Origin of the sequence: Salinisphaera sp. SPP-AMP-43 (genome assembly GCF_049568105.1) — a bacterium.
GTDB lineage: Bacteria > Pseudomonadota > Gammaproteobacteria > Nevskiales > Salinisphaeraceae > Salinisphaera.
The window spans coordinates 4,128,205-4,152,118 of sequence record NZ_CP145335.1 but is presented as its reverse complement, the minus strand read 5'-3'; the positions used below and the strand labels follow the sequence as shown (position 1 = coordinate 4,152,118).

Annotated in this window: 25 protein-coding genes; 13 read left to right on the top strand and 12 right to left on the bottom strand. The window is 63.0% G+C overall.

Features of this window, described 5'->3' with window-relative positions:
- Positions 1-80: 80 nt before the first annotated feature.
- A complete protein-coding gene (locus V5738_RS17940; RefSeq protein WP_423822194.1) occupies positions 81-1,427 on the bottom strand; it encodes a hypothetical protein in 1,347 nt (448 codons plus the stop codon).
- 436 nt (positions 1,428-1,863) lie between these two features.
- On the opposite strand from V5738_RS17940, the gene V5738_RS17935 reads away from it, so the two are divergent.
- The 5 genes from V5738_RS17935 to V5738_RS17915 all read left to right on the top strand — a co-directional run bounded on the left by V5738_RS17935 (position 1,864) and on the right by V5738_RS17915 (position 7,117).
- The gene (locus V5738_RS17935; RefSeq protein ID WP_423822193.1) at positions 1,864-2,874 is read left to right on the top strand and encodes a ligase-associated DNA damage response exonuclease; all 1,011 of its coding nucleotides are present in this window, start codon (positions 1,864-1,866) and stop codon (positions 2,872-2,874) included.
- 85 nt (positions 2,875-2,959) lie between these two features.
- Positions 2,960-3,418: a peptide-methionine (S)-S-oxide reductase MsrA gene (msrA, locus tag V5738_RS17930; protein ID WP_423822192.1), complete on the top strand. Its 459-nt coding sequence runs from the start codon at positions 2,960-2,962 to the stop codon at positions 3,416-3,418.
- A gap of 115 nt (positions 3,419-3,533) precedes the next feature.
- Positions 3,534-5,042, top strand: coding sequence for a patatin-like phospholipase family protein (locus tag V5738_RS17925; RefSeq protein ID WP_423822191.1), 1,509 nt, complete (start codon positions 3,534-3,536; stop codon positions 5,040-5,042).
- Positions 5,039-6,091, top strand: a complete 1,053-nt coding sequence (locus tag V5738_RS17920) for an ion transporter (RefSeq protein WP_423822190.1) — start codon at positions 5,039-5,041, stop codon at positions 6,089-6,091. The genes V5738_RS17925 and V5738_RS17920 overlap by 4 nt, the downstream gene beginning before the upstream one ends.
- A gap of 48 nt (positions 6,092-6,139) precedes the next feature.
- Positions 6,140-7,117, top strand: a complete 978-nt coding sequence (locus V5738_RS17915) for a DUF302 domain-containing protein (RefSeq protein ID WP_423822189.1) — start codon at positions 6,140-6,142, stop codon at positions 7,115-7,117.
- Between the two features lie 92 nt (positions 7,118-7,209).
- Here V5738_RS17915 and V5738_RS17910 read toward each other — a convergent pair whose 3' ends face one another.
- The 3 genes from V5738_RS17910 to V5738_RS17900 are packed head-to-tail and all read right to left on the bottom strand — an operon-like array spanning position 7,210 to position 10,517.
- On the bottom strand, positions 7,210-8,160 hold the full coding sequence (locus tag V5738_RS17910) for a D-Ala-D-Ala carboxypeptidase family metallohydrolase (RefSeq protein WP_423822188.1): 951 nt from the start codon (positions 8,158-8,160) through the stop codon (positions 7,210-7,212).
- Positions 8,157-9,905, bottom strand: a complete 1,749-nt coding sequence (locus tag V5738_RS17905; protein WP_423822187.1) for a L,D-transpeptidase family protein — start codon at positions 9,903-9,905, stop codon at positions 8,157-8,159. The genes V5738_RS17910 and V5738_RS17905 overlap by 4 nt, the downstream gene beginning before the upstream one ends.
- A 12-nt stretch (positions 9,906-9,917) precedes the next feature.
- Positions 9,918-10,517 carry an LON peptidase substrate-binding domain-containing protein gene (locus V5738_RS17900; RefSeq protein WP_423822186.1) on the bottom strand — a complete coding sequence of 200 codons (600 nt, stop codon included), beginning with the start codon at positions 10,515-10,517 and terminating at the stop codon, positions 9,918-9,920.
- A gap of 302 nt (positions 10,518-10,819) precedes the next feature.
- Between V5738_RS17900 and tesB the strand changes: the two genes are divergently transcribed.
- The 8 genes from tesB to V5738_RS17860 all read left to right on the top strand — a co-directional run bounded on the left by tesB (position 10,820) and on the right by V5738_RS17860 (position 18,638).
- Positions 10,820-11,701, top strand: a complete 882-nt coding sequence (tesB, locus tag V5738_RS17895; protein WP_423822185.1) for an acyl-CoA thioesterase II — start codon at positions 10,820-10,822, stop codon at positions 11,699-11,701.
- A complete protein-coding gene (locus tag V5738_RS17890) occupies positions 11,698-11,931 on the top strand; it encodes a hypothetical protein (RefSeq protein WP_423822184.1) in 234 nt (77 codons plus the stop codon). The genes tesB and V5738_RS17890 overlap by 4 nt, the downstream gene beginning before the upstream one ends.
- Before the next feature lie 224 nt (positions 11,932-12,155).
- Positions 12,156-12,755 (top strand): methyltransferase family protein, encoded by a 600-nt coding sequence (locus V5738_RS17885; protein ID WP_423822183.1) that lies wholly within the window; start codon positions 12,156-12,158, stop codon positions 12,753-12,755.
- Between the two features lie 184 nt (positions 12,756-12,939).
- On the top strand, positions 12,940-13,866 hold the full coding sequence (glpQ, locus tag V5738_RS17880) for a glycerophosphodiester phosphodiesterase (protein WP_423822182.1): 927 nt from the start codon (positions 12,940-12,942) through the stop codon (positions 13,864-13,866).
- Between the two features lie 253 nt (positions 13,867-14,119).
- Positions 14,120-14,965, top strand: a complete 846-nt coding sequence (locus tag V5738_RS17875; RefSeq protein WP_423822181.1) for a DeoR/GlpR family DNA-binding transcription regulator — start codon at positions 14,120-14,122, stop codon at positions 14,963-14,965.
- Between the two features lie 193 nt (positions 14,966-15,158).
- Positions 15,159-16,103, top strand: a complete 945-nt coding sequence (locus V5738_RS17870) for a substrate-binding domain-containing protein (protein ID WP_423822180.1) — start codon at positions 15,159-15,161, stop codon at positions 16,101-16,103.
- 58 nt (positions 16,104-16,161) lie between these two features.
- On the top strand, positions 16,162-17,682 hold the full coding sequence (locus tag V5738_RS17865) for a sugar ABC transporter ATP-binding protein (RefSeq protein ID WP_423822179.1): 1,521 nt from the start codon (positions 16,162-16,164) through the stop codon (positions 17,680-17,682).
- Positions 17,679-18,638 (top strand): ABC transporter permease, encoded by a 960-nt coding sequence (locus tag V5738_RS17860; protein ID WP_423822178.1) that lies wholly within the window; start codon positions 17,679-17,681, stop codon positions 18,636-18,638. The genes V5738_RS17865 and V5738_RS17860 overlap by 4 nt, the downstream gene beginning before the upstream one ends.
- Before the next feature lie 37 nt (positions 18,639-18,675).
- Here V5738_RS17860 and V5738_RS17855 read toward each other — a convergent pair whose 3' ends face one another.
- From V5738_RS17855 to V5738_RS17820, 8 genes are all read right to left on the bottom strand, one after another.
- Positions 18,676-18,987, bottom strand: coding sequence for a hypothetical protein (locus tag V5738_RS17855; RefSeq protein ID WP_423822177.1), 312 nt, complete (start codon positions 18,985-18,987; stop codon positions 18,676-18,678).
- A 37-nt stretch (positions 18,988-19,024) separates the two neighbouring features.
- On the bottom strand, positions 19,025-20,386 hold the full coding sequence (locus V5738_RS17850; RefSeq protein ID WP_423822176.1) for a WS/DGAT/MGAT family O-acyltransferase: 1,362 nt from the start codon (positions 20,384-20,386) through the stop codon (positions 19,025-19,027).
- An 84-nt stretch (positions 20,387-20,470) separates the two neighbouring features.
- On the bottom strand, positions 20,471-20,854 hold the full coding sequence (locus tag V5738_RS17845; protein WP_423822175.1) for a DUF2237 family protein: 384 nt from the start codon (positions 20,852-20,854) through the stop codon (positions 20,471-20,473).
- A gap of 7 nt (positions 20,855-20,861) precedes the next feature.
- A complete protein-coding gene (locus tag V5738_RS17840; RefSeq protein WP_423822174.1) occupies positions 20,862-21,263 on the bottom strand; it encodes a hypothetical protein in 402 nt (133 codons plus the stop codon).
- Complete coding sequence (locus tag V5738_RS17835) at positions 21,256-22,062, bottom strand: phytanoyl-CoA dioxygenase family protein (protein ID WP_423822173.1); 807 nt, start codon at positions 22,060-22,062, stop codon at positions 21,256-21,258. The genes V5738_RS17840 and V5738_RS17835 overlap by 8 nt, the downstream gene beginning before the upstream one ends.
- Before the next feature lie 113 nt (positions 22,063-22,175).
- Positions 22,176-22,670: a DUF2147 domain-containing protein gene (locus tag V5738_RS17830; protein WP_423822172.1), complete on the bottom strand. Its 495-nt coding sequence runs from the start codon at positions 22,668-22,670 to the stop codon at positions 22,176-22,178.
- A 274-nt stretch (positions 22,671-22,944) separates the two neighbouring features.
- A complete protein-coding gene (locus V5738_RS17825; RefSeq protein ID WP_423822171.1) occupies positions 22,945-23,265 on the bottom strand; it encodes a hypothetical protein in 321 nt (106 codons plus the stop codon).
- 41 nt (positions 23,266-23,306) lie between these two features.
- Positions 23,307-23,735 carry a DUF3015 family protein gene (locus V5738_RS17820; RefSeq protein ID WP_423822170.1) on the bottom strand — a complete coding sequence of 143 codons (429 nt, stop codon included), beginning with the start codon at positions 23,733-23,735 and terminating at the stop codon, positions 23,307-23,309.
- Positions 23,736-23,914: the final 179 nt, after the last annotated feature.

Genomic DNA, 23,914 nt, shown 5'->3' with positions numbered 1-23,914 from the left:
GGCAAACAAAAAAAAGCGGGCGCCGAAGCGCCCGCTTTTTGCGTTGACCGAAACCGGTTCGGTCCTACCTCACTAACGGGTTACTGAATCAGGTCGCCCGAGAAGTAATAGGCCGCGGTCAGGTTGAAGCGATGATGCCAGTTGTCATCGTTCGGACCGTTGAAGGCCATGGCCGCGTTCTTGCCACTGATCATTTCAGCCCAGATATAGATCGGACCGGCGATCATCTGAGCACCGACAACGTTGACCTGGGTATCGCCGGAGGCGCCTTCGAAGCCAGCCTGCGAAGCGTATTCGCCGTCGCCGCCGACCATCAGGTAGTCGTAGTCGTCATACACGCTGAACGAGCTGATCGGGCCGAGTTCCACTGGGAAGGTATGGCCGATGCTGGCCGAGAACATCTGGCCGCTGGCCGGGGCCAGATAACCGTAGCCGTAGTTCTCGAAGATAACCGAGTCGCCCGACAGCGCGCTGTCGTCGGCTACGTTGTAGCGATAGTCGGTGTACTGGCCCTGCAGGGTCCAGTTGCCGAGCGACGCGTTGACCGCTGCCGAGGCCGCCCAGCGATTGCCCATGGCATCGCCGCCGCTGACGCTATCGGTTTCGAGCTGGCCGCCGCGCACCGAACCCGACACGTTGACCGTGCCGGCTTCCGGCTTGAAGGTATAGCCGACGCGCACGTTGCCGCCGTTGATCTGGTCATAGCCGTTGGACGGGTTGCCGCCGTAGGTCGTGTTCTGTTCCAGGTCGTCGTTCTTGAAGGCGTCGATATCCAAACGCCAGCCGTTGGCCTCGTACTTGTAGCCCAGACCGGCGGCCTGGTTGTCGGCGAAGCCCAGGTAGTAACGGCCCGGAGCCCAGAACGACTGGTAGCCAAACGGCAGGTTGCCGAAGGGTACCTGGAAGAAACCGCCCTTGACCTGGCTGCTGTCGCCGGCGCCGAAGTCGTAGGCGGCCCAGCCGTTGTGCAGCATCTGGTCGTCGGCGAAGTTCACGTCGGACCAGCGGTAGTCGAGGCCGTAGGTGATGCCGTTGCCGGCGTCGCCGGAGATGCCCAGATCGAAGTAGTCCAGAATCAGGTCGCCGCCGGTGCGCTGGTTGCGCGAGTGGTGGTCGTCACGGACCTGGTATTCGGCAACCACGCCACCATTGATGGTGAGCTTTTTGTTGTCCTGCTTGGCGCCGGTTTCCGGGTTGGCCGACTGCGCAGAGGTGGTGTTCGCGGCCTGGCCCTGATCCTGACCCTGCGGCTGAGCCTGCTGCTGGGTCTTGAGATCCTGGACTTGCTGCTGCAACTGCTGAATCTGCTGCTGCAGCTGGTCGAGAGACGGCTGGCCGCCGTTGGTCTGGGCCGTAGCTTGCACGGCCCATAGCGCGGTGCAGCCGCAGGCGGCCAACGCTAAAGTCTTGGCTGGATGTTGACGCATTTCTCCCTAACTCCCTTGAACAGAAAGGTTAACCGTCGCAACGATATAGCGGTTGTCGTGTCGCGGCGCGGCATTATGTGAACGCCACCGGCTACCCGTGACGGACCCCGTCCGTCGGCTAGACGCGCTGCTAAGCCCATCTGACCTGCGCAATACTCACTACGCCAGGCAAGCCATGAATTTTATAAACGTTGTTTGGAAGGCCCCTGTTGTTCCGGTGGTGCGGACTCCCTAATCCGCAAGGCTCAATTTAGCACTAAAGTTCTAGTAAGTGAAATCCCCGATGACAAAAAATAAATGGAATGTTTGAAGTAATTGATGGGGTTACAATGCACTGCACTATTAAGGGTCGAGTCATGGGGCAAACGCATGTTCACGATGCAAATGCCGCCATGCGGGGCTCATTGTCGGCGCGCCACGGGCATGCAAGGCGCCTATGTTGATTGAGCCAACCGAACACGGGTTGTACTGCGCCGCAGGCGATTTTTATATCGATCCTTGGCGCCCGGTCGACCGGGCCTTGATCACCCATGCCCATGCCGATCACGCCCGGGCCGGCCATGGCCGTTATTGGGCCGCAGCCGACGGCGAGGCCCTGCTGCGACACCGCCTGGGTTCGGATATCGACTGCCAGAGCGTGGCCTACGGCGAGTCATTGACGTTCGGTGCGGCCCGGGTGTCATTCCATCCGGCCGGGCATATTCTCGGATCGTCCCAAATCCGGGTCGAGGCCGGTGGCGAGGTCTGGGTGGCCTCGGGCGATTACAAACGCGATCACGACCCGACTTGTACGGATTTCGAGATCGTGCCCTGCGATACATTCATCACCGAGGCGACGTTTGCCCTGCCGGTCTATCGCTGGGCGCCGGCCGCCGCCGTGGCCCGCGATATCGCGACCTGGTGGCAGGCCAATGCCGACGCCGGGCGCGCTAGCGTGCTGTTTTGTTATTCGCTCGGCAAGGCGCAGCGACTGCTGGCTGAGCTCGCATCATGTCCGGGGCTGCCACAGGCGCATGCCTATCTCCATGGGGCGCTAGTGCCGTTGACCCGGATTTATCGCGAAGCCGGTATCGAGATGCTGGCTACCGAAGCCGTCAGCGACCAACCCAAGGGCCATGATTTCTCGAATGCTCTGGCGCTGGCGCCGCCTTCGGCGGCCGGCTCGCGCTGGATGCGGCGCTTCGGCGAGCATCGCACCGGTTTTGCCTCGGGCTGGATGCGGATTCGCGGCAATCGACGCCGCCGCGGCTACGACCGTGGTTTCGTGCTCTCCGATCATGCCGATTGGCCGGGATTGATCGATACCATCGACGCCACGGGCGCCTCCCGGGTGCTGGCGACCCATGGTCGAACCGATGTGCTGGTCGGTTTCCTGCGCCAGCGCGGCATCGATGCGGCACCGCTGATCACCGACTATGCCGATGGCCCGGAAGGCGAGACCGATTGAATCGCGCCTTGGCGCTGGCCCGGATTCGGCGCGCCTGCCTTGCGTTATGATGATGAATTCACTCGCCAAGACACACGAGGTCGAGATGGCGACTGCAATCTTCGCCATGGGCTGTTTCTGGAAGCCGGAGATGATCTTTCGCCGGATCGAGGGCGTCGAGGATACCGCGGTCGGTTATGCCGGCGGCGATGTGCCCAACCCGAGTTATCGCCAGGTCTGTGCCGGGCATACTGGCCATGCCGAGGCGGTACAGGTGGTCTACGATCCGGAACGGATCTCTTATCGTGCGTTGCTGGACGTGTTCTGGCAAAACCACGATCCGACCACCCGCAATCGTCAAGGTCCGGATGTCGGTCGCCAATATCGTTCGGCGATCTTCACCGCCAACGACACCCAGCTTGCCGAAGCCCAGGCCAGCCTGGAAGCACGCCAGGCCGAACTGACGGCCCCGATCGTTACTGAGATCGAGCCGCTGGAGGCATTCTATCGCGCCGAGGATTACCACCAGCGCTATCTGGAAAAGACCGGCGCGGTCTGTTTTTAAGGCCTGCTGATGTGCCTGCTACTGGCCACGTCATCGACCACTATTCGGCTCCGGATTGCGGCCGGACCGGCAGTGCTGCCCGCCCCAGACCGATACGACAACGGTGTCGATCGTTTTGAGTGATTCCGACTCCAGCTTGCCGCATACGCTCGATCGCGAGGGCCATACCGAGACGGCCAGCATGCCGACCGAGCAGGCCGACGAGCGAACGCGGCTGGCGTTGCATCGTATGGAGCGGGCCTTGGTGCGTGCGCGCCTGGCCGAACCGGAACAGCTGCCCGAGGCCGAATACCAGGATCTGCGCTATGCCATCGGTCTGGCGCGGCTGTATCGGTTTCGCCCTGCCAATCAAACCCGGAGCCGTGATGTGGCGGTCGATATGCAGGCGGTGTTGCCGCTGCGCGATTGGCTGCTCAACCATCTGCACGATCCACTGCGCTCGCCGATGTCGGATATCGACAAGCTGGCGATCGCTCACGAGGCCGCTGCAGTGACCCGGGCGCGGGCCGTCGAGGCTCGGCGCCATCTGCTGGCAAGCCATGCCAATGAGTTCGATGCCGAGGCCCTGGATCGTGAAGCCGGCCGGCGGGCCCTGGTAGTCGTGGCCGGTGGCGGGGGCGGGGCTGGCTATGTCTATGCGGGGGCCTTTGCCTGTCTGGCCGAGGCTGGATTGATCCCGGACTACATCGTCGGTAATTCGATGGGGGCCGTGCTGGGGCTAATGCGGGCCCAGCGCCGGCATGCCGATATCGACGAACAAATCGCTTTCGCGGCCGGGCTAAAAAAAGCCGATATCTACTCGGGCGCTCGGCGGCGCGGCGAATTCTGTCTTGGCGGGCTGCTGAATCTACATCTGCGGGGTCTGCATCAGCGCATGTCTACCGGCGAGCTGCGTCGGCCGCTGCGTCTCGACGAGCTCGAGATTCCGCTCGATGTGGTGGTGGCCGGGCTCAAGCGCCGCTCTTACGAACGGCTGGCGCCTGCAGTTGAAGGTGCCGAAGGCCGGGCGGCCCGACTGCTGCCGCTGCCGCTGCGGGTCGCGGCCCGCATGACCCGGCTGCTGCAATTTTTCAACAGCGACATGGTGGTGCCGCTCGTGCTCGGCCGCGATGCCACCACCCGTTCGCTGCATGCCGTGGATGCGGTTGGATTTTCGGCGGCGGTGCCCTCGATTCTGCAGTACGAGCCAGGCCCGACCGCGGGTGCCACGCGCGAGTTGTTCGCCGAAATGATGTATCGCCACGAACTGGCAGCGCTGGTCGACGGTGGGATTGCCGACAACGTGCCGGCCCGCTCGGCCTGGCGCGGCATGGCCGCCGGTCGAGCCGGCACGCGTAACGGCTACTATCTGGCCTTCGACTGTTTTTTGCCGCGGGTCGATCCCAAGAATATGTGGCTGTGGCCGATCACCCAAACGGTACAAATGCAGATGCGCATCAACCGGGTCTACGCCGATACCATGGTGCGTTTCTACAAGACCTTGTCGCCGGTGAATCTGGTGCCGGGCCGCTCCGGGCTCGAACTCGCCGTCGAATGGGGGAGACAGACCATGGAAGAAAAACTACCGGAAGTCCGGGCGATGTTGGCACCGTGCGAACTGTCGCGCATCGAGGGCCGAGGATGAGTGTTTATCAAGCCAGCACGGGGCGCACGAGCCGGCCGGATCCGTTCGCCGTGGTCGATGCCGAACGCACGCTAGGCGAGCGGCTGTTTCTGGCCTGGGATCTGGCGATCATCGTGCTGGTATGTATCAACCTGGGGCTGATCCTGTTCGATACGCTGTTCGTGCTGCCTGGCCTCGGCAGTGCCTTCGGCGCGCTCTGGCCGGCCGGCCACGACTGGTATGCCGAGCAGGTCCACCAGCGCTTCATGACCATCGATCTGGCGTTCGTGGCGGTCTTCGTGGCCGATGTGCTGGCGGGGTGGACGGTAGCGATCGTCCAGCAGCGCTACCAACGCTGGTATTTTTATCCGTTTGCGCGCTGGTACGACGTGCTCGGCTGTATCCCGGTGGCTGGCTTCCGGTTTTTGCGTGTACTGCGCGTGATCTCGATCGTCATGCGCCTGCAGCGGCTTGGCGTGATCGATGTCCGCGACTGGTGGCTGTACCGCCAGTTCATGGTCTACTGGGATATTGTGGTCGAGGAGATCTCCGATCGCGTGGTCATCAAGGTGTTGTCCGGCGTCCAGGAAGAGCTGGAATCCGGTGGCCAGAAGCTGTCGCGGCAGGTGCTCAACGAAGTGATCGCGCCACGGCGGCACCGCCTGACCGCGGCCGCCAGCAGCCAGATCGAGTATTCGGTCGTAGCGGCCTATCAGGCCAATCGCGACCAGATTCAGGCTTATGCTGCCAATATCGTCGGCCGGACCGTGGAGACCAATCCAGCGCTGAAGAATCTGGAGCGCCTGCCGATGGTGGGCGACTATGTCTCGGATGCCATCGACGATGCGATCCGCGATACCGTCAACCAGGTGCTGGACGAAGCGATTTCCGGGCTGTCCTCGGCTGAGTTCGACGAGCTGGTATCCAATATCGTGGAATCGGCGATCGAACGGCTGCTGGCCCAAGACATGGACGATGCCACCAACGAAGTGCGCGATGCTGTGATCGAGGTGCTGGATCTGGTCAAGGAGCAGGTCGCCGTCCAGCGCTGGCGTGAGCACTTCGAGTAACGATAAGTTAACACCAGAGCGTTTTCCGGAAAGCCCGATATGGCCCTGATGCGTAGACGCTGGCCCGTGATTGTGATCCCGCTTTTAGTGGTCGGTCTCACGGCCTGCGATATCGACTGGAGCGACACGTTCGATTCCAGCGACAACGACGACAACACTGCCGATATCGAGGACACCGATATTCCGGGGCTCGATGTTGCGATCTCGGATTATCAGTTCGATCAGACCTATCAGAATCTGGCCGATCGTGTAGATCGCCAGAACTACTATCGCGTGGTCAGCGTGGATCTGGCGGCCGAGGCCGCGGATACCGATGAAGACATCCGCCCGACCCGGGTGATCCTCTACGACGATGCGAACCGGATCACACCGATTATCGCGGCCGACCGGCGTGCCGGGCTCGATCTGCCGCCGGCGGTGCTCGTCTATCGCGACGACGACGATAACGACAACAACGACAACGTCGGCGTGGCCTACAACAGCAGCGATTATCTGGCAGCGTGCTACGACGTCGCCGATGCCCAGGACGCCCTCGACGCCCTGGAAAGCGACCAGGAATCGTTGGTTGCGGATGTCGCCGGCAACGATATTTCACGCCAAGGCCGGGTCGATACCCTCAGCGAGGGGCAGGGCTTGGTCGATCGCACCAGCGACAACGATTTCGATACCACGCTCGATCAGCTGGTCGAAGCGATTGGCGATGACAACGACCTGCAGCTCGTCGCCCAGATCGATCACCGCGAGGCCGCCCGCCAGATCGGCAGCATGCTGGATGCCAACGACGATCCTTCGACACTGGTGATCTTCAACGCCGGGCGGCCGCAGGCACGCCTGATCGCCGGCGGCCAGACCGTGGCCGTGGATCTGCCGGTACGGATGCTGGTCAGCCAGGACACCGATGGCGTGGTACATATCAACTACAGCCAGCCGCGCTATCTCGAGGATCGCCACGACCTGGATACCGATAATGCGGCCGATGATCTACGCGATACGCTTCGCGATCTGGTTGACGACGCGATCGACTGAAGCCGTGTGCCAAGCGTGGCGCCGGGTTGCGGTTCAAAGCCTTAGTAGGCGCCGATGCAGCACTCGGGCAAGTGCCGAGCGAGCCGGTGCGGCTACCAGCGTGCGGCTACCCCGCGGACATCGGTATGCACGAACGGCCCATGCGCCGAGTTGGCCGAATAGGCCGACAGGCCGCCGACGAAGCGCGGTTTGGCCTCGCCGAGCGAGTCGATCAGACGGGCCAGCCAACGGGCATCGGCAACATCGACCGTGCCGTCCCCGTTGAGATCGTCCATACGGCCGTCACCGTTGGTGTCGACATAGATATCGGCCGCGCCGCCGAACAGGTGGCGAGAATAGGTGGTGGTGTTACCGATTGCGGCGTTGTATTGCGGCGTTCGATAGCCGCTCATCACAGTCAGCGTCTGGGCCGCGATACCGCGTCGGTTGAGAGCGGCGACGATCGCTTCCAGTTTGGCCACCAGCGTCGAACGCAGCCGCAAATACTTCGGCCAGTGCCCCGGTTGTTGATGGCATAGAAACTGGCCGATCGTGAAATGCGGCGACAGCCGGGCATCGGTATCGGCTTGTGCAACCGGCATCAGCGCCTGCGGCGGTTCATAGACTTCGAGATTGTGCAGCGGCTGGGGCTGATAGTGGCCGATGCGATAGCCGTTGATTGCGCGCTGGCTCGGGTCGAAGGGCTGCATGACGAACAGGTTGAGCCGACGTGTCTGGCCACTGGCCTGGTTATGCAGCGTGATCGGATACACGCCAGGCGTCTCCGGCGCTTGGATGCGCCAGTCTTGATCGTCGAGGCGATGGCTCGCCAAGCCGGCACTGTCGAGGCGCATTCGCGCATCCGACGGCAGATCGCTGGCCGCTACACGCACGGCGCGCCCCTGGCGGACGAAAGTGCTGCCCACACTGTGATCGATGAGCCGGTCGTCGATATGCACAGCGAAGCCGGGTGCGTCAGGCGGTGTCTGGGCCGTCGCGGTCGACGCCCAGCCGGCGCCGACCGCGAACAGCAGTATGCCGAAGACTCGGCCGGGTCGCTTCACGTGCTCTGGGCCGAAGTCGCGGTCAGAGCCGTATCCAGCTTCGGGTCGTGATCGTAGAGATCGGACCGGAAGTTGACGGTGTTGTCTTTGACGAAGGCAGTCCAGTACATCAGATACACCGGGATCGGCTCAGGCAGGTCGACACGTTGACGTTGGCCAGTGTGCATGGCGCTGTCAATATGTTGCTGGCTCCATGCCGATTTGTCGGACAGCACGAAGGCCGCGAGCCCCTCGGGGTCGGCGACGCGTACGCAGCCGTGTGATAAGTCGCGATCGGTGCGGTTGAACAGCTGATCGGCCGGGGTGCTGTGTAGATAGACGGCGTGCTTGTTCGGGAAGATGAACTTGACCAGACCGAGGGCGTTGTTCGGGCCGCCGGCCTGCCGGATATGCAGCTTGCCTGCGGCCACGGCATCGATATGGGCAGGGGTGACCGCCATCGGCTGGGCATCCGGGCTGAACCGTTTGACGATCTGATAGTTCTTGGACGCCAGATAGTTCGGATCCTTGCGGACTTCCGGCACGATCTCGTCGGCGGCGATGCCGGCCGGTACGTTCCAGAACGGTCGAAACACGAGATAGCGCATCATGTCGCCAAAGATCGGTGTGGCTCGGTCGTTGTAGCTGCCGCCCACGATCACCGGCATGTTCAGGCTTTGCTCGCCGTTGACCGCGCGCAGTGAGAAATCCGGAACGTTGACCGCGATATAGCGATCGCCGAACGAATCCGGCATCCAGCGCCAACGCTCGAGATTGACCCGGATTTCCTCGATCCGCCGAGTCACGGGCACATTCAGTGCCTTGCGCGTATTTGGCCCGAATACGCCGTCGGTCTTCAGGCCGTTGCGTTTTTGATAGTGGCGCACGGCATCCATGATGACGGTGTCGTATTGCTGCGGCGCCGACAGTTCGGCCGGTGCGTCGCCAGTGACCTGTAGACGCTGCCAAAGCACGGCGATCCGCGGATCGGTCATGCCTTGTTTGAGCACCGGGCCGTCGTCGATCGTCGGCCAGCCGCCGTTGTCTTCGAGCTTGCGATAGGCCGCCAGCGCGCCGATCAGGTTTTTATAGGCCGGCTGCTGGGGCGCCAATGCGTCCAGCACGTCGCCTGGGTTGCCCTGGCTGGCCTGGCTCAGAGCCTGGCGATAGTCGACCGACTTGTTCGGCGTCGGCCACTGGGCACGGATCGAGTCGTCGTCGACTCGGCCGTGGTGCAGATCGCGGGCCAGGATCAGGAATGTCTGGCTCAGGGTGATCTCGTCGTCGGCCAGGTCAGACGGGCTAGCCGGTGGCTCGGCCGTGACGCGCTGGGCCGACGAGGAATCCAGATAGTCGGTCGGCAGCAGGCCCTGGCGGCCGATCTGGCCGACGTAGTCGACCAGGGCAACGGCGCGATCAGTGATCCGGCCCTGGTCGTCGAACCAGACCGGGCGTTGGTCGCGATCGGCATAGAAGCTTTTCAGGGCAGTGCCCGCCGCGTTGTCGCCGGTCATCTCCGTGCGCTGGGTCATGGCCTGGCGCAGGGGCGACTGCTGGAGCGCGCCGTTCTGGCCGACCTCGGGTGCGGTCGTGCCCTGCGCCATCGTAGTCGAGGTGGTCGGGGCCGCGTCGGTCTGGGTATGGGCGGTATCGGCTGGCGATGTCGCGGTCGCACAGGCCGCGACCGCGACGATCAGCAAGCTGCCGGCAGCGCCTTGCGCGGCCTTGTGCAGCCCGTGACTCGGTCGTTTGTTCCCTCGTGTCATGCTCGTCCTTTGTTATCCGGCTCGACCGCCGGAGTTTTCGATGTCGATCATCGGTCGGATACGACATAGCCGTTCCTTGGGATCATCGATGGCCAGCAGCTCGTGCTTGGTGGCCGCGTCAAAAGGCAGCAACTCGGTCAGACGGGCCGATAGCCAGCTCGCCGAATCGTAGTCCGAGGCCTGGGCCTCGTAGGACTGTCCGCTGTCTTTGATCATGGCCGCCGCGACCTGCTTGAGTACGGCGAATTCGATCGGACAAGGGCCGTCCTCAGCTTCGGGCCACGGGGTCGCCGTGGCCCACCACTGGCCATTGCCAGTCTGGTGGGTATCGGCGATCGCCACGCGTTCTGTACCCCGAACAGTGATGCCGAGCTGGCCATCGTCGAGACGATCGAAATCGATGATCGACACCCGGGTGCCGATATCCCGGGGTTCGGCAAAGCCATCCTCCGAAGCCGCCGGCTGGGCCGCGCAGATCACAAAATCCGTGGCGTTTTTCATGCAGTGGGAGACCATGTCGAGATAGCGCGGTTCGAAGATCCGCAGCGGCAGGATGCCACCCGGAAACACCACGGTAGACAGCGGGAAGACGGCAAGATCAGTCGTTGGCATGAGGCAGCAGTGTGGTTTGGGTCGATGTGCACAACCCCGGTTGCGTGGCACGGGGCGGCCGAGCGGGCGTCGTCCGAGCCGAGGGCATAGGCGGGGAAGGAAATAGCCTGACATCGATCCCGACAGGGATCGACACGACCGTAGCAGTTCTGATGCGTGATATCGGTGCGTGCTTTACCTGAGGCCGGGCGGCGTTGCGAAAAGCCGTACCAGGGGCGCAGGGATCACGCGGCGACATTCTGCGTCGCGCGAATCGCGACAACGCCCTAAACTGGCCTCACCATTCGCCTGCGTATTGTCCCATGACCGAGCCCGAACGCCTGGTGGCCGATTTGCTTGCGCAACTCGACCTAGAAGTGCTTGAAGACTGTTTGTTTCGCGGCAGTTCCCGTGATCTCGGAGGGCGCAGCGTGTTCGGCGGTCAGGTCGCCGGCCAAGCAATGGTCGCCGCGACCCGTACCGTGACACCCGGGCACTTCGCGCATTCCATGCACGGCTATTTCCTGCGCCCGGGCGATATGGATAAAGCGATCGTCTACGAAGTCGAAAACATTCGCGACGGGCGTAGTTTTTCGACCCGCCGGGTACAGGCGATCCAGCATGGTCGGCCGATCTTTTCCATGCTGGCGTCTTTCCATGTGCCCGAGGACGGCTATGTGCATCAGGCCGAGATGCCGGAGGTGCCGGGGCCAGAAGCGTTGGCCAGCCACGACGAACTACGCCACGAGTGGGTCGATGCGCTCGATCGGGTGCCGGAATCATTGCGCGAGGCCGTGGGTCGAGACATTGCCATCGATCTACGCCCGGTAGCGCCGTGGAACATGCTGGCGCCGGACCGGCGCGAGCCGCGACAATATCTATGGTTCCGTGCCAAGGCCGCGCTGCCGGCGAATCAGGCCCTGCATCGTGCCGTACTGACCTATGCCAGCGATTTCAATCTTTTGACTACGGCCCAGCTGCCGCATGGGGTGTCGTTTTTCAGCCCTGGCATGCAGATGGCCAGTATCGACCATGCGCTCTGGTTCCACGGCGATCTGGCCGTCGACGATTGGCTGTTGTATGCCATGGACAGCCCAGGGGCCCAGGATGCCCGAGGGTTGTCGCGCGGCTTGATCTTTGCCCGCGATGGCCGGCTGGTGGCCTCGGTTGCCCAGGAGGGGCTGATTCGGCACCGGCCGTCATGAAGCTGCGCCCGCGCGATCCGTGGTTTCCGCGCAAACGGATCGGCTGGGGCTGGGGGCTCCCCCGACGCTGGCCGGGCTGGGGTGTCCTGCTGGCTGCACTGGTGGCGCTGATCGGGCTGACTTTGCTCTGGCCCACCCCACAGGCGGGTGCGCTCTACTATGGGCTTACGACGATCGTGGTCGGCCTGCTCGTGCTGACGGCCTGGTGGACAGGGGAACGTCTGACCTAAGCGTCAGATCCACCGGCGGCATCCTGTGGTCGGCTTGCGAAGATATCCAAGATAAAATATGTAATGGGCACCTTTTATCCCGGTTTTGGTCTGAAATAGCGAAGACTCCGCGGGATTTTTTCGAATCCTTGGGTGTTTGTTTATTTTTTATTGATTATTGTTGAATCCAGTCCTGTGCCCGCGTGGTTAGCATAAGCGCTCATTCCAACGCTGGGAGAGGGCCCATGGCCAGCGAAGCCTACCGTCGAACCGACCGCCCGTTTCGTGAGCGGCTGCGCCAACGACGCATCACTCCGCGCCAGATCGCGCTGTATATCGCAGCTTTGTTTATTTTGGCACTGGCGCAGCCGAGCTGGCCGACGTTTATCGGGGGCTGTGTGTTCGTAGTCCTCGGGCTGGTGATCCGGGCCTGGACGTTCGGGCATCTAGAAAAGAATTTGGGCCTGACCACGACCGGGCCCTATGCCCACAGCCGTAATCCGGCCTATCTCGGCTCGCTGTCGGTTTTAGTCGGCATCGCCCTGGCCGCGGGCAACGCCAGCACGGCCGTCGGCGTCACGCTGTGGATAGCCGGCGTGATCGGGGTCGGGGTATTCATGTTCAGCTACATGCCGCGCAAATACGCGCGTGAGTACGGCCGGCTCAAAGTCCTGTTCCCGGAGCAAGAACATCGCCACGCTATTCACGTGCCACACTTCTGGCCGCGCCTGACCCCCTGGCACAGCGGCGATGAACGCCGGTTCTCGTTGGCCCGCCTGCGCCGCAATCACGAATCGGGTTGGCCGCTAATCTGTATCGTCGCGTTAGCCGTGATGTGGCTCTAGGCTGGAACGAAACCGGCCGCGTAGGGCAAGGCCAGCGGCGCGAAACGGGCGGTGTCGGATGCCGGGGCAGGTGCCTAGACATCTGCTATGGCTGGCGCGGGCTTACAAGGCTGCGAGTCAATGGCCGCTGTCGTCCCAGGGCCAGGCTCGTTAATCTGGTGTCCATATCGTGACGGGGCAGACCATGACGTCGGATAAAATCGTGATCGCCCATCGCGGGGCCAGCGGCTATCTGCCGGAACATACGCTGCCGGCCTATGCGATGGCCTATGCCCTGGGGGCCGATTTTCTCGAGCCCGACCTGGTCGCGACCCGCGACGGCGTGCTGATCTGTTGCCACGATATCCATCTCGATCGCACCACGGACGTCGCAGCCCGCTACCCCGACCGGGCTCGTGCAGATGGCCGTTGGTATGCCGCCGATTTCACCCTGGCCGAAGTACGCACGCTGGCCGCGCAGGAGCGCTTCGACGCTGCGGGCGACCGGGTCTTCGAAAGTCGATTCTCGGCTGCGGCTCAGGGCTTCGCAGTGCCGACATTGGCCGAATTGCTGGGCTTGATCTCGGCCTTGAACCGGCAGAGTGGTCGATGCGTGGGCGTCTATCCGGAGACCAAAGAGCCGGCGTTTCATGACGCCCATAATCTGAGCCTAGAGCCGCCGCTATTGGCCCTGTTGGCCGACTACGGCTATGTCGGGCGCGAGGCACCGGTATTCGTGCAGAGCTTTTCGGCAACCCATCTGCGCCTGATGCGTGAACAGCTCGGCAGCGAACTGCCTATGATCCAGCTGATTGGCGACTCACCGGACGAGGCCGATCACATCACCCCGGCCGGACTGGATGCCATCGCCGCGTATGCCGACGGCATCGGTCCCGATAAACAGCTGATCGCCGATTCCGCTGGGCAACTGGTGGTCGAGGCCCACCGGCGAGGTTTGTGCGTACACCCCTATACTTTTCGTGCCGATCAATTGGGGGCGGGCTATACCGACCTCGGCACAGAGCTGTCGGCCTATTATTACGGCTACGGCGTAGACGGGCTGTTTACCGATTTCTGCGATATCGCGGTCGAACTCGTCTACCCGCAGCAGCCGCGGCGTCTGCACCGCTGACTATAGGCCGCCCGGTCGAGCGCCAGGCAGAGTCGGCTGTAATAGCCCGGGCGGCATCGGTGTAAACCCCAAGACGTCTCATACCGGCCGAACCCCGGTGGATGTGGCTCAGGCCCTGTGCCCGGTCGGGCGTGATCGGGCGTTCGGGTTGCCCGGTGTCGATCGCTCCGCGGGGCTCGGTCGGCACGCTTTCGACCAATCGCTAAGTTACAGCAGTTGCCACAGCGTCGATGATGTTTGTAACACGATATCCGTGACAAAAAACGATATCGGTGTTTCGAACTGCTTCGAGGCCACGTCACATCCGATGGAACGCCACACCGAAATTCTGGACTTCCTCTGCGAACGAGAGACCGCCAGCGTCGGCGAACTCGCCGATCGCTTTGGGGTGAGCCGCATGACCATCCATCGCGATATCAGCCGCTTGGTGGATCTGCGTTTCGTGCGCAAGGTACGCGGCGGGGTCACGGTGCTGCCGAGCGTGGTTTTCGAGAGCAACTATCACTACCGGGCCCGGCACCGCTTCGCTGCGAAACAGGCACTGGCGCGGCGGGTGGCAGCCCTCATCGAGCCGGGTATGACGGTCATGCTCGACGACAGCTCGACCACCGCTGCGCTGCTGGAATTCCTGCCCGAGCGCCAGCCGCTGACGGTGATCTCGAATGCCGCCTCGCTGGTCGAGGCGCTACGCTATGACGAGGGCTATACCGTGATCTGCCTCGGCGGTCGTTTCGATCCGACCATGAATGCCTATCTCGGCGTGACCTGCGACCTGGCCCTGGAACGCCTCAGCGCTGATCTGGCTGTGTTTTCGGTGGCCGGCGTCCAGCGCGGCTGCGGCTATCTACAGGACGATGCGCTGGTCCGCACCAAACGCATTATGAAAGCCAGCGCCGATCGCAGCGTATTGGCCTTCGATAGCTCGAAGTTCGGCAAATCTGCCCTGCACCAGTTCGCGAGATTATCCGACTTCGACCATGTGCTGACGACACCGGGGGGCGAGCCGGCAGTGCTCGACGAACTGATGTCGGCCGGCGTGGCGCTTGATGTGGTCGCCGGTGAGCTCGAAACCAGCGACATCACGGCAGCGTCGTCATGACGAGCGCCCTGGAGGCTGTGGATGGGGCATATGAGCGGTGTGGCAGGGTTCGCGACACCGCGAACCCCGCGTCGTAATTGTTTCAAACAAGCGCCTGGCGCCGACTCGCACCACACCTCAAGGGGCCCGGCGCGATTCAGCAACCGAACTATGAACCAAACCGCGAAAACCCGCGGATGACTGGAGGAGAATGATGAAGACCATCAAGACATTACTGATCGGCGCCGGCCTGGTGGCCGGTATGGCCACCATGGCCAGTAGCCCCGCCATGGCCAAGGACTATACCTTCGTGATCGTGCCCAAGGTCGTGAACCCCTGGTTCGACCTGGTCAACAACGGCGCTAAGGATGCCGCCAAATATCTGAAAAAGACCACCGGCGACACCATCAAGATCGAATACAAGGCGCCCCAGCAGGCTAACGTGGTCCAGCAAAACCAGATTCTGGAGCAGTCGATCGCCACCGGAGCGGACGGCATCGCCGTGGACCTGCTCAACCCCGAGGCCAATGCGCCGGTGCTTCAGGATGCCCAGGATCGCAACGTGCATCTGGTGGCCTTCGACTCGGAGCCGCCGAAGGGCATGAATTTCACGGCGATCGGCAACGACTACTGCGAACAGGGCAAGATCGCAGCCAATCGTCTGGTCGAGTTGCTGGACGGCAAGGGCAAGGTCGCATTGATGAAAGGCGTGCCGACCGCGCCCAACCATCGCATCCGTAACGAGTGCGAGAAGAAAGTCTTTGCCCAGCACGACGGCATCGAGATCGTCGCCGAAGGCATCGATAACGATGATATCCAGACCGGCCAACAGCAGGCGGCTGCGATCATGCAGGCGCATTCGGATCTGGATGGCTGGGTCGCTGCCGATGCCGCGGGCCCGATCGGTATCGGACAGGCGATTCAGGAAGCCGGCTTGAAGGGCAAGGTCAAGCTGGTCGGCATGGATAACCTCCCGGACATGGTCAATCTGGTCAAGGACGGCGTGGCCGATTCCACGTCCTCGACGCGGCCGCATATGCAAGGCTTCTATGCCGTGCTGACCCTGTATCAAAAGGCCCATGGCATCCGGGCGCCCAAGGATATCAACACGGGCATCCTGTTCATCACGGCCGACAACCCGAAGGGCGAGCTGCGCTAATACGCGCCGTTGCGTCACCACCCGGTGGCCGCAGTCGCGGCTGCCGGGATTTCGCGTCATGGAGGATGTCGTAATGGCCGATGAAAGCCAGGCGCTGATCGTCGCCGAGGGGATCACGCGGACGTATCCCGGGGTGAAGGCACTCGACGAGGTGTCGTTGTCGATCGAGCCAGGGCGAGTGCATGTGCTGGCCGGCGAAAACGGCGCCGGTAAGTCGACGCTGGTCAAGATTCTGACCGGCACCGAACGCGCGACCGCCGGTACCGTGCATATCCACGGCCAGGCCGCCGGGCCGGGCTCGCCCCTGTTCCGGCATGTGGCCTATGTGCCCCAGGAAGTCAGTGTGTTCGATCACCTGAGCGTGACCGAGAACCTACTGTTGCCGCTGTCCCGGGTCGGTATGGATAGCTGGGCAATTCATCCACGCCGGCTGAAACAACGTGCCCAGGAGCTGCTGGATGCGTTCGCCATCGATGCTCGGCCGGGCGACGAGGCACGGCAGCTGTCGGTTTCGGATCAGCAGATGCTGATGATCGCCCGAGCCTGTGCCCAGACCGATCTGTCGGCGCTGATCCTCGACGAGCCGACTTCGAGCCTCACCCTTACCGAAGTCGAGCGCCTGTTCGATGTGGTGCGCCGGCTGCGCGATGAAGGCAAGGGGATTGTGTTTATTTCGCACAAATCCGAGGAAATTTTCGAGATCGGCGACGAAGTCACGGTGCTGCGCAACGGTCAGGCCGTGGATCATAGCCGGATTGCCGATATCGACGAACGCCAGCTGCTGGCGCGCATGGCCGGCCGCGAAGTCGAACTGGAAGGCGGGCTGCGCCCGGATCGGGCGCCGGGCGAGGTGTTGCTGTCGGTCGAAGGATTGTCGGGACCAGGCTTCGAGGAGGCCTCCTTCGAACTGCGGGCTGGCGAAGTGCTGGGGTTTGCCGGGCTGGTCGGTGCCGGTCGTAGTGAGATCATGCAAACCCTGTGCGGGGCCCGCAGCCCAAGTGCTGGGCGGATCGTGCTGCACGGCGAAACTTTTGCGCCGGGCAACGTCGCCGATGCGATCCAGCACGGGCTGGTCTATATCCCGGAAGAACGCAAGCAGCACGGCGTACTGCCGATGCAGAGCGTGCGCCACAACATTGGTGTGTCGCTGTTCGGCGAAACCTCGGCCGGCGGTTTCATTTCTGGGCGTCGGGAAAAACGCCGGGTGCAGTCGATCGTCGACCGCTTCGAGGTCAAAACGCCCTCGCTTGGCCAGCGCATGAATACCCTGTCCGGTGGCAATCAGCAGAAAGCCATCCTCGGCCGGGCGCTGGCGATGAATCCGAAGGTGCTGATCCTGGACGAGCCGACCCGTGGCATCGATGTCCGCACCAAGGTCGAGATTTATCGGCTGATTCGCGAGTTGGCCGAAGCCGGGCTCGGCGTGATCGTTGTCTCCTCCGATCTGGACGAGCTGCGCCAGTGCGCGACCCGTTTCATCTGCCTCTACGAAGGCCGAATCAACAAGGAACTGACCGCCGAGGCCGCCAGCAATCAGGCACTGGTCTCGGCCATCGTGGGACAGGACACCGCCTCATGAAAAAACTCGATATCAACTATTCCGGGCTGCAACTGATCATCCTCGCGGTGGTCCTGATTCTGTTGTTCGGCGCGGCCTCGCTGCTGGCGCCGAATTTCGTGAGCAGCTACAACATGACCATCATCGCCCGTACGCTGGCCTTTTTAGGGTTCGTGACCCTCGGCCAGGCGCTACTGATGCTGCTCGGCGAGCTCGATCTGTCGCTGGGCGCGATCGGCGGGGTGTGCGGGGTGATCAGCGGCATGCTGATGGTCAACTACGGCATCGACCCTTGGCTGGCGATGCCGGCAGCGATCGCGATGGGCGCGATCTTCGGCCTGATCAACGGCCTGTTCGTGGTGCTGTTCAACCTGCCTTCGCTGGTGCTGACCATCGCCATGGCGGGTGTCTATAGTGGCATCAACCTGGTGCTTACCCAAGGCACAGCCGTGACCGGGATTCCACGCGAGATCCAGTTTCTGGGCCGCGGCGAATTCATGGGCCTGCCGGTGCCGTTCATCATCATGATCGGCCTGATGATCGTGATCACCGTGCTGGCGCACCGCACTCCGTTCGGTCGCTATATCTATACGGTCGGCGACAATACGCCGGCCGCCCGTATGCTGGGTGTGGCGGTCGACAAGGTCCGGGTACTGATCTTCGTGATCGCCGGCGCGCTGGCCGCGGTCGCCGGGGTGCTGATGGTGGCCCGGCTCGGCACTGCCCAGCCTTCGATCGGCGACAGCTGGGTGCTGCCCTCGATCGCGGCTGCAGTGATCGGCGGCGTGCCGACCACCGGCGGCATCGGCTCGCCGTTCGGCGCGATCCTGGGCGCGGCCATCATCGGCATCATCCAGAACGCGATCGTGCTGTATGGCATCTCACCCTACTGGCAGGGCGTGGTCAGCGGGGCGATCGTGGTGATCGCGATCTCGCTGGATGCGATCTCGCGGCGCTACTTCCTGGGCCGCGGCTGAGTATCGCCTTATGCCGGGGCGGCGATCGCCGCCCCGGTCAGCGTTTCGGCCGGCGGATGCTCGGCCGGAAGCCGGCCGGTTTGTCGGCGATCCAGGCCACGAACTGGGCAATCTCGGGATGCGCCAGCAGATCGGTTCGGGTGTTGTAGACCTCGGCCAGTTCCTTTTCGCCAAGCACGGCATGGATATGACTGTGGCAGGGCCGGCAGACATGCAGGATCCGGCCTAGCCGGTCCTCGCGATCGAAACGTTTGCGGATGCGCTTCAAGCGATGGGTGCGCCGCGGAATCAGATGATGCCGCGTGGTACGGACTGCCTCGCGGCCGCAGAGCTGGCATTGGTCGGTCATGCTCGAAGATACGCGTGTCCGGACGCCGGCGTTGCAGCTACTGCGACGCAGCCGGGGCCGCCGGCATCAATTCCTCCAGGCCGTCGTCGAGATATTTCAGCAGATTCTGCACACTCGGTAGTGAACGCCGGCAAGCGGTCAAACCGAACTCCAGAGAATCTCGATAGCTGACCAGACTGATGTTGAGGGCCTGGCCGTCCATGACCACCGACAGCGGATACATGCCCACCATCTCGGCATCGCCGAAATACAGGGTGTCTTCCGGCCCGGGGATATTGGAAATAATCACGTTGAATGATTGATGGCGCGGCGCCAGTCCGGTCAGCAGGTTCAGCCCGGCCGGCGCGCTCAGGCTCGCCACCAGCGCCATAATTTGTTCGGGCGTCATCCGCTTGTAGTGTCGTTTCCAGTAGTCCACCGAGCGCTTGATCGTAGCCAGCCGGTCGCCCGGATCGGCTACGTCGGTGGCGAGATTGGCATACATCAGCCCGACCTTGTTGCCGGTGCCGTCGTCCTCATCGTGCAGCGAGACTGGCAGCATCGCGATCAGCGGGGCCTGGGGCAGGGCGTCGTGGTCCAGCAGGTAGCGGCGCAGCGCGGCCGAACACATGGCCAAAACGACGTCGTTGATGGTGGCATCGAAAGCCGAGGCGACAGTGTGAATTCGCGACTTCGAATACCCCTGGGCCGCGAACCGCCTGGAACCGCTGACCGGCACGTTAAGCATGCTCGCCGGGGCTTGGGTCGGGCCGGTGAAGTCCGGATCATGGCGGGCATCGTGCCAGGCATCGACCAGCGAACGCGCAGTGGCCGGCAGGGCGGCCAGCTGGCGGTAGCTGGCCCGTACCGTATGCCAGGTGCTCGCCAGCTGGCTGCTGCGGGCAGACCGGGCCGGCGGCAACTGCCAGGGCACTCGAAACGACTCGGCATTGGCCTCGATCGATAGAAACCGCCGCATGACCCGCATCGCCGATACGCCGTCCATCATCGAATGATGGAACTTGGTATAGACCGCGAACCGATCCTCGCTCACGCCTTCAATGATATAGACCTCCCAGAGTGGGCGGGCGCGATCGAGCAGCGTGCCGTGCAGCATCGACACCAGCGCCAGCAAGTCGCGGATCCGGCCCGGTTTGGGCAATGCCAGATGCCGGACGTGGTACGCCATGTCGAAGTCGTGATCGACCACCCAGAACGGCTGGCCGAAGTGGTATTTCAGGTGCTTGTCGAACGGCGGCTGTACCCCGCACTGGTCGCGGGCCCGTTCGACAAGCCGATGCACGTAGTCGGCCGGGGCGTCGGCCGGCCGCTCGAACAGCTGCAGCCCGCCGACGTGCATCGGCTGGTTGCGGCGTTCCAGCCGTAAAAAGATCTGGCTCAGGGGGTCGACGATCGCCATCATCGGCTCGGTCGCTAAATTTTCGTCAGCCTAGCGCGCCGCGAAACCGCGTGCGAGCACGTTACCGAACGGGGCTTCGTGTATTCACGACAGATCGATGGCGTGGGGCTTGAGCGCGGCCAGCGAGACCACCTCCAGCGCGGCTTCGTGGGTTGCGGTCAGGGCCACCCTCGGGGCCACGCCGGCCTGGTGGGCTTCGGCCCAGCGCGCCGCGCATAGACACCAGCGATCACCGGCCTGTAGACCGGGGAAATCGAATTCCGGGCGCGGCGTGGCGAGATCGTTGCCGCGAGCGGCCGAAAACGCTAGAAATTCGTCGGTGAGCACGGCACAGACCACGTGCCGGCCGAGATCCTGGTCGCCGGTATGGCAGAACCCGTCGCGGTAGAAGCCCGTGATCGGGCTGTGGCAGCAGGCCGCCAGCGGCTCGCCGAGCACGTTGCGGGCGATACTTTTGGGTTCGGTCATGACGGGACTATTGTTCGGTCGGCATCTGATTGAGCGAATCGAGCAGCGCCTGGATATCCAGGCCGCCGAGCTGGCTGGCGATGATTTTGCCGTCTAAGCCGACCAGCACGCTCTGGAAACCATCCACCGTATGCAATTTTTCGAGCCGGTCGCGATCGGGCCGAGCCTCGCTGTTCGAGGTGATCTCCTGTGGGCCGACCACGAACCAGACTACCTTGAGCTGCCCTAGGCCCGGCGAACTCTTGAACGCATCGGTCAGATCCTGGGCACGATCCGGTGAGCCCGGGAATACCGCGATCACCCGCTGCTGGCCCTTGAACTGGGGCAGTGCTGCATCGTCGGTATCGCTGCCACAGCCGGCAATGAACACGGTTGCGGCCAGCAGGGCCGCCAACAGCAGCTTACGCATGCGATTCCTCTCGAACGTGGATAGCAGGAGCGCGGGCCGAATGGGTGCCAGGAATCGGCGCGTTGTCGCGGCCGAAATAGCTGGTCACCACTGCCAGCTTGCGCTCCTCGGTCGTATTGGCGCCGGCCGCATGAAACAGGCCGGCATCGAAAAATAGTACGTCGCCGGGCGCCAGTTCGGCTTCGACCGCGCTGGCGATCAGCTCGGCGTTGGCGGGCTCGTCCTCGCGTAGAAACCGGGCTTCGTCAAAGCGCGCCGCATCCAGCGTCAGCCGGTGGGATCCGGGTAACAGGCGCATGCAGCCGTTGGCCGGGTGTTCATCGCCCAATGCCAGCCAGGCGTTGACCAGATGCGGTGTCTGGAACGACCAGTAGCGCAGATCGCGGTGCCAGGCGGTGGCGGTAGAAAAACGCGGCGCTTTGGTCATCACGCAGTTGTGATGATTGGGCGTGAACCAGACGTCCGGCGAATTCAGCAGCTGGGCAACAATAGCGGTCAACCGTGCATCGGCCGCCCACTCGGAGAACCAGTGGTCGCGCTGGTACGCCGCCAGCAAACGCCGGGCGGTGTCGCCGCCGGCTGCATCGCGCGAGGCCGGCGCGCCAGGATAGGCGACATCGGCTTCGTATTCGATCGGCTCGATACCGCGCTCGAGATGATCGAAGGTCAGGCTGCGCATCGCAGCGATACGCTCGACGTTGGCGAGCTGGCGCATGATCAGGAAGCCATCGCGCGCGAACGCCTCGCTCTGAGCCGGGGTCAGATGGGGCTGGAGGGGCGTTTCGCTCGGCGTGCTCATCCGCCCATTCTAGAGTCTGTGCCCGGCCGGCGCACCAGCGGCGCAAGCCGGTGGCCGTGCAAGATCGGCAGAACTGGCGTATGTGGGCTGCGGCGCCGGGCGGCCCGATGCCCTCATTGGCCCGACTGGGGCGCTGCGCCGACCGGCTCATGCAACAGGTCCTGATGGACCCGTTCGGTCTTGGGATCGATCCGGTGCCAAGTCTGGGTCTTGCCGAGCAGGCTGAAACCGACATAGCCGCGGGCGTCCAGCGTATCCGGTCCCTTGAGCGTGGCCTTGGCCTTGTAGGTCTTGCCGCTGTTCGGGTCGTAGATCTTGCCGTCGTCGTATTCGCCGTCGCCTTTGTATTCGAGCCCCTGCAGGATAGTCAGGCCCAACAGCCGGCGGGCGCGCTTGTCCGGATCGGGGTTGTTCTTGTCGTAGCGGGCCTTGCCGTCTGCCGAGCCGACGATCTTGCCGGCGAACGTATCGCCCTCGGCATAGACCTGAACATAGCCGCCGGTCTTGGTCTGCCAGACGCCGGCGATGGCGTCGGCCTGCTCGTTCGCGGCCAGTGCTGGCAGTGCGAACAGGGCCAGCATGGCGGCGGTCAGGATCGGTAGACGCATCGGGTTGCTCCTCGTGTTTATCGGTTGTCGTATGCCCGAAAATGCCTGGCCGCCCGAGTCAATCGGGTGGGCGGCACGATCGTTCGATGCTATCCCGCTGCGGCCGACAAGACTACTGTGCGGTGCCCGGGCCGGATGCGGCTGGGCGTACGGTGGCCAGCCACGCTGTCTCGGCGCCGCTAGACACAAAAAAACCGGCGCCGCAGCACGACGCCGGTCGAAGCGCGCATCGGTTCGTTTCGACGAGCCGACGCTGCTTTGTCCGAGCGGACACTTACATGCTGTTATCAGACATGCTGTTGTCTTCGCTCATGGCATTGTCCGACATCGAGTTGTCCGACATGGAGTTGCTGCCCATGCTGTTATCGGACATCGAGTTATCCGACATCGAATTGTCGGACATGCTGTTGTCGCTCATGGAATTGTCCGACATCGAGTTATCGGACATGGCGTTATCCGACATCGAATTGCTGCTCATGCTGTTGCTCGACGCCGAGTTGTCGGACATGGCGTTGTCCGAACCATTATCGCTGCCGCAGGCCGACAGACCGACGGTCAGCAGGGCGGCAGCGGTAACCATAATAAATTTGTTCATTTTGGATGCCTTCCTAGATTTTGAAGTATCAAAGGTACGCGCTATCCAGCTTGCGCGTCGATTCGCGACACGATTCTAGATGCCGAGACCGTCCGATCGCTGAACAGCGAGTCGTAGTGGGCCTGCATCCAGCGTGCCAACGCTTGGTTGTCCGGCCGGGCCATCAGAAAAGCCAGGGCATCAATATCTTCGCCGCCCCCGGCCGCAGCCTGGCGGGCCAGCTGCCGACGCTGTGAGTGTATGAACGCTCGGGCATCGGCGTAGCGGGGCGTGTCGGGCTCGGTCACCGAGGCGTGGCCGGTGGCGCGGCTGACATATGCCGTGCCTTTGAGCGTGGCCACCGACGCCTGGCCGGCGCGACGGGTCGTGCTCGACAATGCCGTGCAGCCGGCCAGCAGGCCGGCGCCAGCGAACACGAGGGCGAATAGAATAAAGTGACGGAGAGCCAATACAGTGAGCCGTTTGGACATTGTCCAGACGCTATCGTGTCCCGCAGCCGGCCTCAATACCTTTGGGGCAGAATCGGTAGGAATATGCGGGTTTTCGAGGAGATGCCCGAGCACGGCCATAGTGCGGTTGCGTATGTTCGCCTGGCGGCTCGCAAGCGGCTGTCTGGCACGTGGCGATAGTTTGGCCAAAAAGAGGGTGC